This window comes from Burkholderia sp. BCC1640 (genome assembly GCF_902833125.1).
Taxonomy (GTDB): Bacteria; Pseudomonadota; Gammaproteobacteria; order Burkholderiales; family Burkholderiaceae; genus Burkholderia; species Burkholderia diffusa.
The window spans coordinates 39939-53842 of the sequence record NZ_CADFEF010000016.1 but is presented as its reverse complement, the minus strand read 5'-3'; the positions used below and the strand labels follow the sequence as shown (position 1 = coordinate 53842).

Below are 13904 nucleotides of genomic sequence, written 5' to 3'. Positions count from 1 at the left end.
GCATGGAACAGTTGAACTATCGCTTCACCGCGCGCGGGCGTGCGCGGGGCGAACTGGCCACGGCGCTCGTCGGCGTGGTCGCGTCCGGCAATCTCGAGGTGCTCGTCGAGCGCGTGCTGCCGGGCAACGAATGCGAGATCGACATCCGCACCGCGGCGGTCGGTTTCGGCGCGGTGTGGCAGGCCGTCGTGTCGGACTTCGTCGAACGGCGCGCGCCGGGCGGCCTGAAGCTGTCGATCAACGACGGCGGCGCGCGGCCCGACATGGTGTCGCTGCGGCTCGCGCAGGCCGTGCGCGCGATCGAGGGGGAGGCATGATGACCGACACGATCCACGACGTCCCGGCGTTCGTCGCGAATGCCGCGAGCTGGTACGAGGCGTCGGCGCGCCAGCGCGTCGACGGGCTGCTCGACGCGGGCAGCTTCACGGAGTTTCTCGGGCCGGCCGAGCGCGTGACGAGCCCGCACCTGCCGCTGTTCGACCTGCCGCAGCAGTTCGATGACGGCATGGTGGTCGGCCACGGCCGGCTCGACGGCAAGGCGGTGTTCGTCGCCGCGCAGGAAGGCCGCTTCATGGGCGGCGCGTTCGGCGAGGTGCACGGCGCGAAGCTCACGGGGTTGCTGCGTGCGGCGCGCGAACGCGGCACGCCGGTGCTGATCCTGTTCGACACCGGCGGCGTGCGGCTGCAGGAAGCGAATGCGGGCGAACTCGCGATCGCCGAGATCATGCGTGCGCTCGTCGAGGCGCGCGCGACCGGCGTGCCGGTGATCGGGCTGATCGGCGGGCGCGCGGGCTGCTACGGCGGCGGCGGGCTGCTCGCTGCGTGCTGCTCGGCGCTCGCGGTGTCCGAGCAGGGCCGCATCAGCGTGTCGGGGCCCGAGGTGATCGAGACCAACCGCGGCGTCGAGGAGTTCGACGCGAAGGACCGCGCGCTGATCTGGCGCACGATGGGCGGCAAGCACCGTCGACTGATCGGCGGTGCGGATCGCTACGTGGCCGATACGCCCGATGCGTTTCGCGCGGCCGCGCTCGACCTGATCGGCCGTGCGCCGACATTCGACGCGGCGATGCTGCGCGTGGAGCAGGCGCGGCTCGAAGCGCGCGTCGCGCGGTTCGGCACGTGCAAGGATGCGCTCGACGTGTGGCGCGCGCTCGGCGCGAGCGAGCCGGAAGCGATTCCCGGCATGTCCGACGACGAATTCGCAAAGCTCGCCGACCAGCTACAGGAGCCACAGCATGACGCTCGATGAAGTTCTGAACTCGCTGTTTCCCAAGGGCCATTCGATCGAGCGAAACGGCGGCCTGCTGTCGGGCCACGCTGACCTGACCGGCACGCGCGTCGACGTGATCGGCGTCGCCGACCGCCTGCCATTCGGCATCGACGAAGCCCTCACGCTCGCGTCGCACGTGCTCGACACGATCGAGCGCGGCAGCGGCACGCCGCTTCTCGTGCTCGTCGACAGCGACAGCCAGCGGATGAGCAAGCGCGACGAACTGCTCGGCCTGAACGAAGGGCTGTCGCATCTCGCGAAATGCCTGATGCATGCGGAGCTCGTCGGGCACCGGACGATCGGGCTGCTGTACGGCCATACGGCCGCGGGCGCGTTCATCGCGACCGCGCTCGCGACGCGCACGCTGCTCGCGGTGCCGGGTGCCGAGCCCGAGGTGATGGACCTGCCGTCGATGTCGCGCGTGACGAAGCTGCCGATCGACGTGCTGAAGGAGATGGCGCGCTCGACGCCGGTGTTCGCGCCAGGACTCGACAATCTCGTGAAGATGGGCGCCGTCGACGCCGTGCTCGATCCGGCCCGCGCGCTCGACGCGCAGGTCGGCGAATGGCTCGGCAAGCCGGCCGATCGCACCGATGGTCGTGCAGCGCGCGGCCGGCCGGTCGCGGCCGACGTCGCGCGGCGCGTCGAGGCACTCGCGCGTGCCGCACGCTGACACGCCGCTGCGCCGCCACACGCTCGTCACGCTGACGGCGGCCGGGTGGGGCGCCGCATGCTCGCGCGATCCCGCGCTGGCGGCCGATCCGCTCGTGCAGGCGTGGGCCGCGCGCGGCTGGCCGCTGATCGTGCGCCGCGCGTCGCCCGACGAGGCCGATGCGCGGCGCGTGCCGCTCGGCGTGCCGCTGCCGCCTTCCGCGGGCAAGCGGCGCATCGCCCTGAACGTCGCCGCCGACGCGGTCGAGTCGGTCGGCCCGCTGCCCACGCTGGCCGACGTGCTGGTCGCCGCGCCCGACGCCTGGCACGCGACGCTGCGCGAGCTGGAGGCGCTCGGCAAGCGCTGCGGCGTGCAGGGTCGCGTGTTCGGCAGTCTCGCGTGGCAGGCGCTGACGGGCGAGTGCTATCTGAGCGCGTCCTCCGATCTCGACATCGTGTTCCCGCTGCCGGCCACCGCATCGCTCGCCGCGCTGCTCGACGGCCTGGCGGCACTCGACGCGCGCGCGCCGATGCGCGTCGACGGCGAACTGCTGCGCGACGACGGCGCGGGCGTGAACTGGCGCGAATTGCATGCGCGGCTGCCGGAAGTCGCGGTCAAGACGGCGGTGGCGGTCGAATTGATGTCTGCAGACGCATTCACGGGGGGCACGCGATGAGTGCATGGGCCGCTTGCCGCGCGGCGGCGCCGTCCGACGCCGAGCGCATCGCCGAACTCGCCGAGCGCAGCCTCGTGCTCGAAATCGAGACATATCCGAAACCGGGCCTCGTCAGTCACGTCGACACCGGCAGCCATGCGGACATGGACGCCGCGACGTTCGCGCGCAGCGCGGCCGTGCTTCGGCCGTACTTCGCAGAGCTCGCCGACGCCGGCGCGCGCGACGCGGGCATGGCCGTGCTGCGCAAGATCGGACTGCGCGCGGAACACGCGATGCTCGCCGCGACCGGCGGCGTCAACACGCATCGCGGCGCGATCTTCGGGCTCGGGCTGCTGTGCGCGGCCGCCGGCCGCCGCGCGGTGCCCGGCACGGCGGCACGCACGATGACGCTCGGCGCGTTCGTCGCGCGGCGGTGGGGCGCCGAGATCCTCGGTGGCCCGCGGCTGCCCGACAGCCACGGCGAGCGCGCGAGCCGCCGCTACGGCGTCGGCGGCGCGCGTCGCGAGGCGGCCGACGGGTTCGCGACCGTGTACGGCGTCGGATTGCCGGCACTGCGCCGCGCGCAGTGCCGCGTGCCGGACGATCCGGAAGCCGCGCGCGTCGACGCATGCTTCGCGCTGATCGCCGCGCTCGACGATACGAACCTGCTGCACCGGGGCGGGCAGGCCGGCCTCGATTTCGCGCGGGCCACGGCGCGCGCATTCGTCGCCCGCGGCGGCATACGCGCTCGCGACTGGCGATTGCGCGCGGCCGCCGCGCACCATGCGTTCGTCGCTCGCCGGCTGAGCCCGGGCGGCGCGGCCGACCTGCTGGCGATGAGCGTGTTCGTCGACGCACTCGAAGCGGCCGAGGAGGGGCGATGACGCTGGCGATCCTGTGTTCGGGGCAAGGCGCGCAGCGGGCGGACATGTTCGAGTTGACCGGTGCCGCGCCACAGGCTGATGCGCTGTTCGAGCATGCCGGCCGGCTCCTTGGCGACGATCCGCGCGACTGGGTGCGGCACGCTGAACCGGACGCGCTGCGCGAGAACCGCGCCGCGCAGATCCTTTGCACGGTGCAGGCGCTCGCGGCGGCCGCGTTGCTCGAAGCGGTGTGGCCGCGCCGGCGCTGTGTCGCCGGGTATAGCGTCGGCGAAGTCGCTTCATGGAGCGTCGCGGGGATGATCGATCCGCACGATGCGCTGGATCTGGCCGACGCGCGCGCGCGCGCAATGGACGCCGCGAGCGGCGGCGACGAACGGATGGCGTTCGTGCGCGGGCTGACGCGCGCGCAGCTCGCGCAACTGTGCGACGGCCGCGATGCGGCGATTGCGATCGCCAATCCGGGCGACGCATTCGTGGTGGCCGGACGGCAGGCCGACGTCGCCGCGGTGGCCGACGACGCGGCACGCGACGGTGCGCTGCGCGTCGCGCCCGTGTGTGTACGGATCGCGTCGCACACGCGCCGGCTCGCGTCGGCGGTGCCCGCGTTTCGCGCGTCGCTGGCTGCCGTGAACGTGCGCCGGCGGTTGCCTGGCACGCGGCTGTTTTCGGGGATCGATGGCGCGTCCGTGCTCGATGTTGATGCGGGGCTGGACAAGCTCGCGCGCCAGATCGCGGAGCCGGTCGAGTGGGCGGCCTGCCTGGCCGCGTGCGTCGAGGCCGGCGCGACCGCGTTTCTCGAGCTCGGCCCGGGCCGCGCCCTGACCGAGATGGCGGGCGGCGCGTATCCGGCGCGGCCGGCACGCAGCGTCGCGGATTTTCGTTCCGTCGACGGTATCGCGAGCTGGCTCGCACGCGTCGCGGCCGGCTGACGAGCGGCATGCGAGCGGCCCGGAAACGCTCGGAAATCCCGGCAAGATCGATTCCGGAACCGGCCCGCCAGGCGGGCGTTGCGCATCGGGTGTTGCGCCGGCGCAGCACCGTCGCAGCAGGCGCTTGCCACGCGAATTGGCGTCGCTACAATGGCGCCCGCCATGAGATCCGCCGCCTTCCTCCTCGCCGTGCTTTGCTGCGCGGCGACCGCCCACGCCAGCCCGATTCCGTCCGATGCCGCATCGGTCGGCACGTACTTTTCGTATGACAATGCGGCGGCCGACGCGACCGTCGACCTGATCGGTCAGGCGCAGCGCCGCGTGCTGCTGGCCGGGTACGCGTACGTGCCGCCCGCGGTCGCGGCGGCGCTGCGTGACGCGCGTTCGCGCGGCATCGAAGTGCGCGTCGTGCTGGTGCGCTCGTCGCGTGCGGGCAAATACAGCGGCGCGGGTTATCTGAAATCGGCCGGCATCGACGTCGCAATCGATTCGCGGCACGGCGATCCTGCGCCGCGCTTCGTGATCGTCGACGACAGCGTCGCGCTGACGACGCTGTCCGACGGCGCGCCCGCGCACGCGGAAACGGTGAACGTGTTCCAGCGCGCACCGGAACTCGCGCAGTCGTACGCGCAGTCGTTCTGGCGGCTGTACCGGCAGGCCGGCGGGCTCTGAGCGCCTGACGGCGAGTCCGCCCGGGCGAACGCCATCCATCCTTTTCCCGCCACGATCCGCATGCCGCGCGCGCCGGTATGACCCCGCTTGCATCGGCGCGTCCGATGGACCATGCTCGTTGAACAGGGTGCCGGTGCGGGTGTCTCGCATCCGGCGCAACGGCAGGGAGCCGATCGTGACCGAATGTTTTGTCGATCGCGCCGACGCGGGTCGCCGGCTTGCGCACGCGCTGCAGGATTATGCGGGGCGTCGCGACGTCGTCGTGCTCGCGCTGCCGCGTGGCGGCGTGCCGGTCGCATTCCCGGTCGCGCAGGCGCTGCGCGCGCCGCTCGACGTGCTGGTGGTGCGCAAGCTCGGCATGCCGTCCGATCCGGAATTCGCGATCGGCGCGATCGCGACCGGCGGAGCGATCCACCTGCAGCATTCGGCGATCCGCGCGATGGGCGTGACCGATGCGCAGCTGGCCGACGTGATCGCGCGCGAGACGGCCGAACTGCAGCGCCGCGAAGCGCTGTATCGCGGCGCCCGGCCGCCGCTGCCGGTCGACGGCCGTATCGCGATCGTCGTCGACGACGGCGTCGCGACCGGCGCGTCGATGCGCGTCGCGCTGCAGGCGCTGCGCGAGCGCCATCCCGCGCGCATCGTGGCTGCCGTACCCGTCGCACCGGACGGTGCCGGGCGTGCGTTCGACGATTTGGCCGACGCGTTCGTGACGGTGTTGCAGCCGCTGTCGTTCTTCGGGATCAGCCAGTTCTACGTGCGTTTCGACCAGACCGGGGACGACGAGGTGCGTGCGCTCCTCGACGCGGCCCGCGCGCCGGACGACGACGTCACGTCCGTCTGATACGGCGCCGGCGCGATCCCGGGCGACCGGCTTCGGCCTGCGCGAACACGCGCTGCAGCACCGGATGGACTTCGCTGCGCCAGCGCGCGCCCGTGAACAACCCGTAATGATCGCAGTCGTCGACATCGAGGCGCTGGCGCTCGCCGGCCTTGAGGCCGCGGCACATGGCGAGCGCCGCATGCGTCTGGCCGGTGCCCGTGACGGCGTCGCAACCGCCTTCGACCGTCAGCAGCGCGACGCCGCGCAGCGCGGCCGGCTCGACGCGCTGTCCGCCGACGTCCCACGTGCCGTTCGCGAGGCACATTCGCTGAAACACGATATCGACGGTATCCAGGAAATATTCGGCCGGCATGTCGAGCAGCGCCGTGTATTCGCGCAGCGCACGCCGCGCGTCCGCCAGCGCCGTCAGGTCGAAATGCGACGCCGCGCGCGCGTAGTCCTCGATCAGCGTCAGAAAGCGTTGCGGATACAGCAGCGCGATCTCGCCTTGCTGAAGATAGGTCGGGAACACGTGCCGGCCACGGCCGGGGAAGCGCGGCGGCACGATGTCGATCAGGTGGCGGCGACACCACGCGAGCGACCGGGACGCGGCGGTGGTGCCGAGCGTGGTCGGGTTGACGCGCGCGTCGAGCGGCCCGCCGATCAGCGTGACGCTCGCGGGCGGGGCGAGGCCGCGCGCGGCGCGCAGCGCGAGTGCGCCGAGCGCGGGAACGGTGGCCTGGCACACGGCGACGACGTGCAGCGGCCGAGCGTCGCGGGCGAGTGCGTCGACGAAGCCGTCGAGCGTCGCCACGTATTCGTCGAGCCCGAAGCGACCCGCCGCGAGCGGGACGTCGCGCGCATTGACCCAGTCGGTCACGCAGACGTCGCCGTCCGCGAGCAGCGCCTCGACGGTTTCCCGCATCATCACGGCCGCATGTCCGGCGAGCGGTGCGCACAGCAGCACCGTGCGCCGCGTGTCGTCGCGCGCGAAGCGTCGCAGCTGGCAGAACGGCGTGCGCGCGACGATTCGCTCGTCGACCGCCGCGCGCCGAATCTCGAAGCGCGGCGGCCCGGCGGCGGGCCCGAGGAGCGGCTCGAACAGGTCGTCGTAGCACGATGACGCGGCGTGCGCCAGCGTCGCGGCTGGCCACACGTCGAACGCGTGGCACGTCGCCGCGCGCCAGGCGCGCATCCATTCCCGCTGCTGCTCGACGACGGCGTACCACATGGCGAACCTTGGTCGGAGGGGGCGTGAATCTGCATTATGGTCACTCTGGCCGCGCAGCGGGTGTCGGAAACGTGACCGGCCCTAGGCGGCGACATACGGCGCTGCTACAGTCATCGATCCCATCCCCTCAAGTGGAGCGTTCGCGATGAAGCTGATCGGCATGCTGGATTCCCCGTTCGTGCGCCGTGCCGCCATTTCGGCGAAGCTGCTCGACCTGCCGTTCGAACACGAGTCGATCTCGGTGTTCCGTCAGTTCGACCAGTTCCAGACATTCAACCCGGTCGTGAAGGCGCCGACGCTCGTGACCGACGACGGTGCGACGCTGATCGATTCGTCGCTGATCGTCGACTATTTCGACCATCGCGTTGCGCCCGAGCGGCGTCTGCTGCCCGACGCCGCCGACGCGCGGCTGCGCACGCTCGTGCCGGTCGGATTCGCGCTGGCGGCGGCGGAGAAGACCGTGCAGGTGGTGTACGAGCATGCGTTGCGGCCGGCCGAGAAGCAGCATGCCCCGTGGCTCGAGCGGGTGCTGGGCCAGATCGAGGCCGCGTATGACAAGCTCGAGCCGCTCGTCGCGGCCGCGAATGGCTGGTTCGGCGGCGCGCGCCTGCTGCAGTCCGACGTGACCGTCGCCGTCGCGTGGCGCTTCACGCAATTCACGAGCACCGAGTACCCGGCGCTCGCGCGGATCGATCCGGCCCGTTATCCGGCGCTCGCCGCACATTCGGCGCGGGCGGAAGCGCTGCCGGCGTTTGTCGAGACGCCGCTCGACTGAAGCCCGGCGGCTGTCGCGTCGGCACGGGGGCGAGGGTGGCGGGCGACGCAACCGGCGTGCGATCTCGCCGGGACTCGTGCCGGCATCCGGCACGGATCGACTCCGCCGCCATCGGCCGCGTGGTCACTCGTTTTCGCCTGGTGCGGCGTCCGCAAGACCCCGTCGCGCACGGTCCGTCTTGCGTCCCCGGGCCGTCCGCCGCCGGCCGCTCGGCCCTGTCCGCCAAAGGCGCGGCCGATTGTTATCCGCCGCTGACAAGTGACTTCGCATTCGCGCTGTTTATCCGGTTGCGGCCGATCCCTAGAATCCACTCCATCGAATATGCATTGCCTGATGGAGCCGATGATGAGAGCGCTGATCGAATCGAGTCTGTACCACCCGTCCGTCGTGTTGCCGCTTGCCGCGTTGACGCAGCTGATGGTCGAGCGCGATTTCAATCTCGGCCAGGTCGGGCTGATCGTCGCGGCGCGCGGTGCGCAGGCTGCGGTGTCGCGTTCGCGGGCGCTGATCTTCTGCCGCCACTGCGAAGCGCACGCATGATCGCGCGTCCATCCAACAGATGAAAAAAAGCCCGGCCGGCGCAAGCCGGTCGGGCGGATCGGGTTCGATCGAGCCCCGGCTTTTGCCGGGGCTTTTTCTTGGGCGATGCTTAGGCGCGTGCAGTCGACACGACGCCGTAAATTTCCGCGTCGTCGTCGTTCTCGCGCATCTCGCGCACCAGCTGGTGCGCCTCGCGGCGCGTCGCGACGGCCGGCGGCGAGCCCTTGAGCGGCTGGCGTGCGGTTTCGGCAAGCGCGACGACCGACACGATGCCGATCACGGCGGCGCCCATCATGTAGTACGCGGGCATCATCAGGTTATGGGTCACGTCGACGAGCCATGCCGTGACGAGGGGCGTCGTGCCGCCGAACAGCGACACCGACACGTTGAAGCCGATCGCGAGCGCGCCGTAGCGGATCTCGGTCGGGAACAGCGCCGGCAGTGCCGACGGCATCACGCCGGTAAAGCACGACAGCAGCACGCCGAGAATCAGCAGGCCGCCGAACACCGACGCGGTGGTGCCCGCGTGGATCAGCATCATCGACGGGATCGACAGCACCAGCAGGCCGACGCAGCCAGCCAGCATCACCGGCTTGCGGCCAATCTTGTCCGACAGGCGGCCGGCGGCGAGCGTCAGCGGCATCATCAGCACCATCACGATCAGCACCAGCACGAGGCTGTGCGACTCGTCGAAGTGCAGCGTCGACGACATGAAGCTCGGCAGGTACGACAGCACCATGTAGTCGGTCACGTTGAAGATCAGCACGAGGCCGACGCAGAGCAGCAGCGCGCGCCAGTTGCGCATCAGCGTTTCGCGGAAGCGCGCCTTCGGCACGGCCTTGTCCTGCGCTTCGCGCTCTTCGGCCTGGCGCTTGAACGCCGGCGTTTCCTCGAGCTTCATCCGGATGTACAGGCCGATCAGGCCGAGCGGGCCCGCGATCAGGAACGGCACGCGCCAGCCCCACGACAGCAGCGCTTCCTGCGACAGCGACGTGGTGAGCAGCGCGACGACGCCGGCGCCCATCACATAGCCGATCAGCGTGCCGAACTCGAGGAAGCTGCCCATGAAGCCGCGGCGCTTGTCGGTCGAGAACTCGGCGATGAAGGTGGCGGCGCCGCCGTATTCGCCGCCGGTCGAGAAGCCCTGCACGAGGCGGGCGACGAGCAGCAGCACGGGCGCCATGATGCCGATCGACGCATAGCTTGGGATCAGGCCGATCGCGAAGGTGCCGACGGCCATCATGATCATGGTGGCGGCGAGCACGCGCTGGCGGCCGATGCGGTCGCCGAGCGGGCCGAACACCATGCCGCCGAGGGGTCGCACGAGGAACGCGGCGGCGAAGGTGCCGAAGGTCGCGAGCAGCTGCGCGGACGGGCTGCTGGACGGGAAGAACACCTTGCCGAGCGTGACGGCGATATAGCTGTAGACGCCGAAGTCGAACCATTCCATCGCATTGCCGATGGCCATCGCGCTGACGGCGCGCTTGAGCAGGCTCTGGTCGACTACGGTAATGTCGTCCGCGGCGAGCGGGGCCTCGCCGGACGACGTGGTGGAAGAAGCAGCGGTCGGGCTGACGTGTGTTGCGGTCAAGGTCATGCACTCCTTTGACTGCGCCGGAACGGGCGGGCCGTCCGACACGGTTTGCCAGCGAGCGCGATGTCGCGTGCTGCGCGTCGGGGCAGGCCATTTAAGCGCTTACTGCACATGAGGCGGTAAAGGGCCGTAAGGGACTGCTTCGACGCGGGCCCGATGGGCCGTCGCGACGGTGCGCTCATGAAGAATGGGCCGCGTGATGCGAGCGGCAGATGCCGGCGCGGACGTGTCCGGCGTTCCGGCAAGCGCCCCGGAGGGGCAACGAAACGAGAAAAGCGGGCCTGTCGGGCGGGCTTTCCTGTGGATGCAATTCCGGTCGAAGCACCGGCCCGCAACGCGCGGACGGACTTCTTTCGAAATTGAGTAGACAGAGATTGAATGTTGAAACGGGCGACATGATAGCACGATGGCAGACGATCGTGCAAATTGCCCGGAATCCCCGGTCTGGCGGCCGTTCCGGCGAGGCCGGCTCCGGTATGATCGGCGGCGCGCGGCGGGGTCGCGCGGCCCGCCGGGTGGGGGCCGAATCTGCGAGGAACCGGATGACCGAACTGATCAGGATTGCGGCGCTGTTCGCCGTCACTGCACTGGCCGAAATCGTCGGCTGCTACCTGCCGTGGCTCGTACTGAAGGGCGGCCGGCCCGTGTGGCTGCTGGTGCCGGCCGCGCTGTCGCTTGCATTGTTCGCGTGGCTGCTGACGCTGCATCCGAGCGCGGCGGGGCGCACGTATGCGGCGTACGGCGGCGTGTATATCGCGGTGGCGCTGATCTGGCTGCGGGTGGTCGACGGCATTGCGCTGTCCCGCTGGGATGTGGCGGGGGCGGTGCTCGCGCTCGGCGGGATGGCGATCATCGCGCTGCAGCCGCGCGCGTGAGCGCGGCTGCAGGCGCCGGTCGGGAGATGCCGCGTCAGGCGGCCTCGGCGGCGTCCGCGTCGGCGGACTTGCGCCACACGCAGGTGCCCTTGACCGACTTGTCGAGTTCGTCGAGCTGGGTCTGGTGGGCGGCGAGTTCGTCGTCGCTCGCCGCGAGAACCGGCAGGTCGAGCGACGCGAGCGACACGCGCTGGCCGTTCGCCGCGCCGCCGTCGGCGCCTGCGTCGTCGAGCATGTCGATCACGAGGCTGTCCTGGCCGCGTGTCATCGCGAGATAGACTTCGGCGAGCAGTTCCGAGTCGAGCAGTGCGCCGTGCAGCGTACGGTGCGCGTTGCTGATGCCGAACCGGTCGCACAGCGCGTCGAGCGAATTGCGCTTGCCGGGGAACATCTGCTTGGCCTGCACGAGCGTGTCGATCACGCCGCCGCAATGCTCGGTGAACGGCGGCAGGTCGAGCCGCGCGAATTCCGCGTCGAGAAACCCGAGGTCGAACGGCGCGTTGTGGATGATCAGCTCGGCGTCCTTCACGAAGTCGCGAATCTGGTCGACGATTTCCGCGAACTTCGGCTTGTCGCTCAGGAATTCGGTCGTGAGGCCGTGCACGGCCAGTGCGCCCGGATCGCTGTCGCGCTCGGGGTTCACGTAGATGTGCAGGTTGTTGCCGGTGAGCCGCCGGTTCAGCAGCTCGACGCAGCCGATTTCGATCAGGCGGTCGCCCGTGCGGGGATTCAGGCCGGTGGTTTCGGTATCGAGAATGATCTGGCGCATGTCGGATAAATCGGGAAAGACAGTGGGGTGGCCTGCGTTCAGGCCACGAGCGATTCGACGCCGCGATTCGCGAGCGCGTCCGCGCGTTCGTTTTCGGGGTGGCCTGCGTGGCCCTTCACCCAGCGCCACTCGACCTCGTGCTGCGCGACGAGCGCGTCGAGGCGCTTCCACAGGTCGGCGTTCTTCACCGGGGTTTTCGCCGCGGTGACCCAGCCCTTCTTCTTCCAGCCGTGGATCCACTCGCTGATGCCTTTCTGCACGTATTGCGAGTCGGTATGGACGATCACGCGGCACGGCCGCTTCAGCGCCTCGAGCGCGGCGATCACGCCCATCAGTTCCATGCGGTTGTTGGTCGTGTCGGGCTCGCCGCCGAACAGCTCCTTTTCGCGGTCGCCGTAGCGCAACAGTGCGCCCCAGCCGCCGGGGCCGGGATTGCCCTTGCAGGCGCCGTCGGTATAGATGTCGATGGTGTCGGTGGTCATGAGTGTTCTTGATGGGTGGTCGGGGTGGCCGCCGGCGTGAGGCCCGGCGCGAGCACGGGCTTCTTCATCTTGATCGGGCCGACGAGGCGCATGCCGCGCACGCGCTTGACGGCCGTGACCATGTAGACGGCGCCGAAGATCGGCCACCAGCGGTCGCCGGCGGCTTCCATGAAGCCGTAGCGGGCAAGCCATTTGTCGGTGACGAGCGGCGGTCGGTAGCAGCCGAAGCGGCCGCGCTCGAGATCGAAGCCGAGCAGCTTGATCCAGTCCTTGAGCCGGATGAACGCGATCTGGTCGCGCGCGGCCGGCACGAACGGACGGTTCGCCATGCGTCCGAACGATTGCCGCATGCCCCACAGGCTCAGCGAATTGAAGCCGGTGATCACGAGCTGGCCTTCCGGCATCAGCACGCGCTCGGCTTCGCGCAGCAGGCGGTGAGGATCCGACGTGAATTCGAGCGTATGCGGCATCACGATCAGGTCGACGCTCTGCGACTCGAACGGCAGGTCGAGCAGATCGCTCCACGTCGTGCTGCGCCCGGCCGGCGCATGTTCGGGCGCGTGCGCCTCGCGCGCCCACGGATACTGGTAGGGCGCGCTCGCGCCGCTCGCCGGGTCGAGCACGAGGCCGCGATACGGCATGCGGTTTTCGCGCAGCGCATCGAGCTGCGGCAGGCCGAGCTGCAGCGCGTGAAACCCGAAGACGTCGGACACGATCCGGTCGAGCTGCGCCTGCTCCCAGTCCAGCACGTAGCGGCCGGGCGGCGAGTCGGTCCAGGCGGGCCAGTCTATAATTTGACGATCGGACATAACGATGATTGCGCGCCCATGAACGAGCTGGAATACGTGCCGGTTCCGGCATTCGAAGACAACTATATCTGGCTCGTCTCGGACGGCCGCGATGCGATCGCCGTCGATCCGGGTGAAGCCGCGCCCGTACGCCGTGTTCTTGCCGAACGCGGCTGGCGGTTGACCGCTATTTTACTCACGCACCATCATGCCGACCATGTCGGCGGTGTCGCCGCGCTGCGCGATGGCCAACCGGACGATGTGCCGCTGGTCGTTTACGGCCCGGCGGCCGAGTCGATCGGCGTGGTCATGCGGCCGCTCGCGGGCGGCGATCGCGTGACGCTCGACGCACCGGCGCTCACGTTCGACGTGCTTGACGTGCCGGGGCATACGCGCGGTCACATCGCCTATTTCCAGGCGGCCGGGCAGGGCGCCGCGACCCCTCATGTGTTTTGCGGCGACACGCTGTTCTCGTGCGGCTGCGGCCGCCTGTTCGAAGGCACGCCGGCGCAGATGCTCGCGTCGCTCGACGCGCTCGCGGCGCTGCCCGGCGACACCCGTGTGCATTGCGCGCACGAATATACGCTGTCGAACATCCGCTTCGCGCTCGCGTGCGAACCGGGTAATGCGGCGCTCGCCGCCTGGCGCGACGACGCGCAGGCGCTGCGCGCGCGCGGCGTGCCGACGCTGCCCACCACGATCGCGCACGAACGCGCCGTCAACCCGTTCATGCGGTCGGACAGCCCGGCCATCCATGCGACGCTCGAGGCCGAGCTGCACGAAACGGTGCCGGATCGCCTCGCGGCGTTCACGCTGATGCGGGAGTGGAAAAACCGGTTCCGATGACGATTTCCGGAGGACTCCAAAAGCTCAAGCGGAGTCTGTAAAAATTGCTCCAAATGTAGGATTTGGCTGAGTTTTCGGTGTTTTTATTGACGTGAAGCACGCACTTCCGTAGTATCGCC

At 70.0% G+C, this 13904-nt stretch carries 17 protein-coding genes; 12 read left to right on the top strand and 5 right to left on the bottom strand.

Annotated elements, in window-relative coordinates:
- The first annotated feature begins 2 nt into the window (after positions 1–2).
- The 8 genes from mdcC (at position 3) to HWX25_RS18525 (ending at position 5906) form a co-directional block, all read left to right on the top strand.
- The gene (mdcC, locus tag HWX25_RS18560; RefSeq protein ID WP_059691158.1) at positions 3–317 is read left to right on the top strand and encodes a malonate decarboxylase acyl carrier protein; all 315 of its coding nucleotides are present in this window, start codon (positions 3–5) and stop codon (positions 315–317) included.
- The gene (locus HWX25_RS18555) at positions 314–1249 is read left to right on the top strand and encodes a biotin-independent malonate decarboxylase subunit beta (RefSeq protein ID WP_175909588.1); all 936 of its coding nucleotides are present in this window, start codon (positions 314–316) and stop codon (positions 1247–1249) included. The genes mdcC and HWX25_RS18555 overlap by 4 nt, the downstream gene beginning before the upstream one ends.
- Positions 1236–1943, top strand: coding sequence for a biotin-independent malonate decarboxylase subunit gamma (gene mdcE / locus HWX25_RS18550; RefSeq protein ID WP_175909586.1), 708 nt, complete (start codon positions 1236–1238; stop codon positions 1941–1943). The genes HWX25_RS18555 and mdcE overlap by 14 nt, the downstream gene beginning before the upstream one ends.
- Positions 1930–2598, top strand: coding sequence for a malonate decarboxylase holo-[acyl-carrier-protein] synthase (gene mdcG, locus HWX25_RS18545; RefSeq protein ID WP_175909584.1), 669 nt, complete (start codon positions 1930–1932; stop codon positions 2596–2598). Before mdcE ends, mdcG begins: the two co-directional genes overlap by 14 nt.
- A complete protein-coding gene (gene mdcB / locus HWX25_RS18540) occupies positions 2595–3461 on the top strand; it encodes a triphosphoribosyl-dephospho-CoA synthase MdcB (protein WP_175909582.1) in 867 nt (288 codons plus the stop codon). Before mdcG ends, mdcB begins: the two co-directional genes overlap by 4 nt.
- Positions 3458–4390, top strand: coding sequence for a malonate decarboxylase subunit epsilon (gene mdcH / locus HWX25_RS18535; protein WP_175909580.1), 933 nt, complete (start codon positions 3458–3460; stop codon positions 4388–4390). The genes mdcB and mdcH overlap by 4 nt, the downstream gene beginning before the upstream one ends.
- A 150-nt stretch (positions 4391–4540) precedes the next feature.
- Entirely contained in the window at positions 4541–5062 is a 522-nt protein-coding gene (locus HWX25_RS18530; protein ID WP_059691163.1) for a phospholipase D-like domain-containing protein, read from the top strand.
- A gap of 175 nt (positions 5063–5237) precedes the next feature.
- Entirely contained in the window at positions 5238–5906 is a 669-nt protein-coding gene (locus HWX25_RS18525) for a phosphoribosyltransferase (protein ID WP_175909577.1), read from the top strand.
- On the opposite strand, the gene phaZ is transcribed toward HWX25_RS18525, so the two are convergent.
- The gene (gene phaZ, locus HWX25_RS18520) at positions 5893–7116 is read right to left on the bottom strand and encodes a polyhydroxyalkanoate depolymerase (RefSeq protein WP_175909576.1); all 1224 of its coding nucleotides are present in this window, start codon (positions 7114–7116) and stop codon (positions 5893–5895) included. The two genes, HWX25_RS18525 and phaZ, sit on opposite strands and share 14 nt — an antisense overlap.
- A 145-nt stretch (positions 7117–7261) precedes the next feature.
- Here phaZ and HWX25_RS18515 point away from each other — a divergent pair, with 145 nt between their 5' ends.
- On the top strand, positions 7262–7891 hold the full coding sequence (locus HWX25_RS18515) for a glutathione S-transferase (protein ID WP_059815760.1): 630 nt from the start codon (positions 7262–7264) through the stop codon (positions 7889–7891).
- Positions 7892–8233: 342 nt separating this feature from the next.
- Positions 8234–8431, top strand: a complete 198-nt coding sequence (locus HWX25_RS18510; protein ID WP_044844954.1) for a hypothetical protein — start codon at positions 8234–8236, stop codon at positions 8429–8431.
- Positions 8432–8540: 109 nt separating this feature from the next.
- On the opposite strand, the gene proP is transcribed toward HWX25_RS18510, so the two are convergent.
- Entirely contained in the window at positions 8541–10028 is a 1488-nt protein-coding gene (proP, locus tag HWX25_RS18505) for a glycine betaine/L-proline transporter ProP (RefSeq protein WP_175909574.1), read from the bottom strand.
- Positions 10029–10567: 539 nt separating this feature from the next.
- Here proP and HWX25_RS18500 point away from each other — a divergent pair.
- Entirely contained in the window at positions 10568–10900 is a 333-nt protein-coding gene (locus tag HWX25_RS18500; protein WP_059523489.1) for a YnfA family protein, read from the top strand.
- A 34-nt stretch (positions 10901–10934) separates the two neighbouring features.
- On the opposite strand, the gene dnaQ is transcribed toward HWX25_RS18500, so the two are convergent.
- Genes dnaQ through HWX25_RS18485 form a run of 3 tightly spaced genes read right to left on the bottom strand, consistent with a single transcriptional unit; the run spans position 10935 to position 12960 of the window.
- Complete coding sequence (gene dnaQ / locus HWX25_RS18495) at positions 10935–11669, bottom strand: DNA polymerase III subunit epsilon (protein WP_175909571.1); 735 nt, start codon at positions 11667–11669, stop codon at positions 10935–10937.
- 38 nt (positions 11670–11707) lie between these two features.
- Complete coding sequence (gene rnhA, locus HWX25_RS18490; protein ID WP_059523484.1) at positions 11708–12151, bottom strand: ribonuclease HI; 444 nt, start codon at positions 12149–12151, stop codon at positions 11708–11710.
- Positions 12148–12960 (bottom strand): class I SAM-dependent methyltransferase, encoded by an 813-nt coding sequence (locus HWX25_RS18485; RefSeq protein ID WP_059523482.1) that lies wholly within the window; start codon positions 12958–12960, stop codon positions 12148–12150. The genes rnhA and HWX25_RS18485 overlap by 4 nt, the downstream gene beginning before the upstream one ends.
- 18 nt (positions 12961–12978) lie before the next feature.
- Between HWX25_RS18485 and gloB the strand changes: the two genes are divergently transcribed.
- Complete coding sequence (gene gloB, locus HWX25_RS18480) at positions 12979–13785, top strand: hydroxyacylglutathione hydrolase (RefSeq protein ID WP_059523480.1); 807 nt, start codon at positions 12979–12981, stop codon at positions 13783–13785.
- Positions 13786–13904 lie beyond the last annotated feature (119 nt).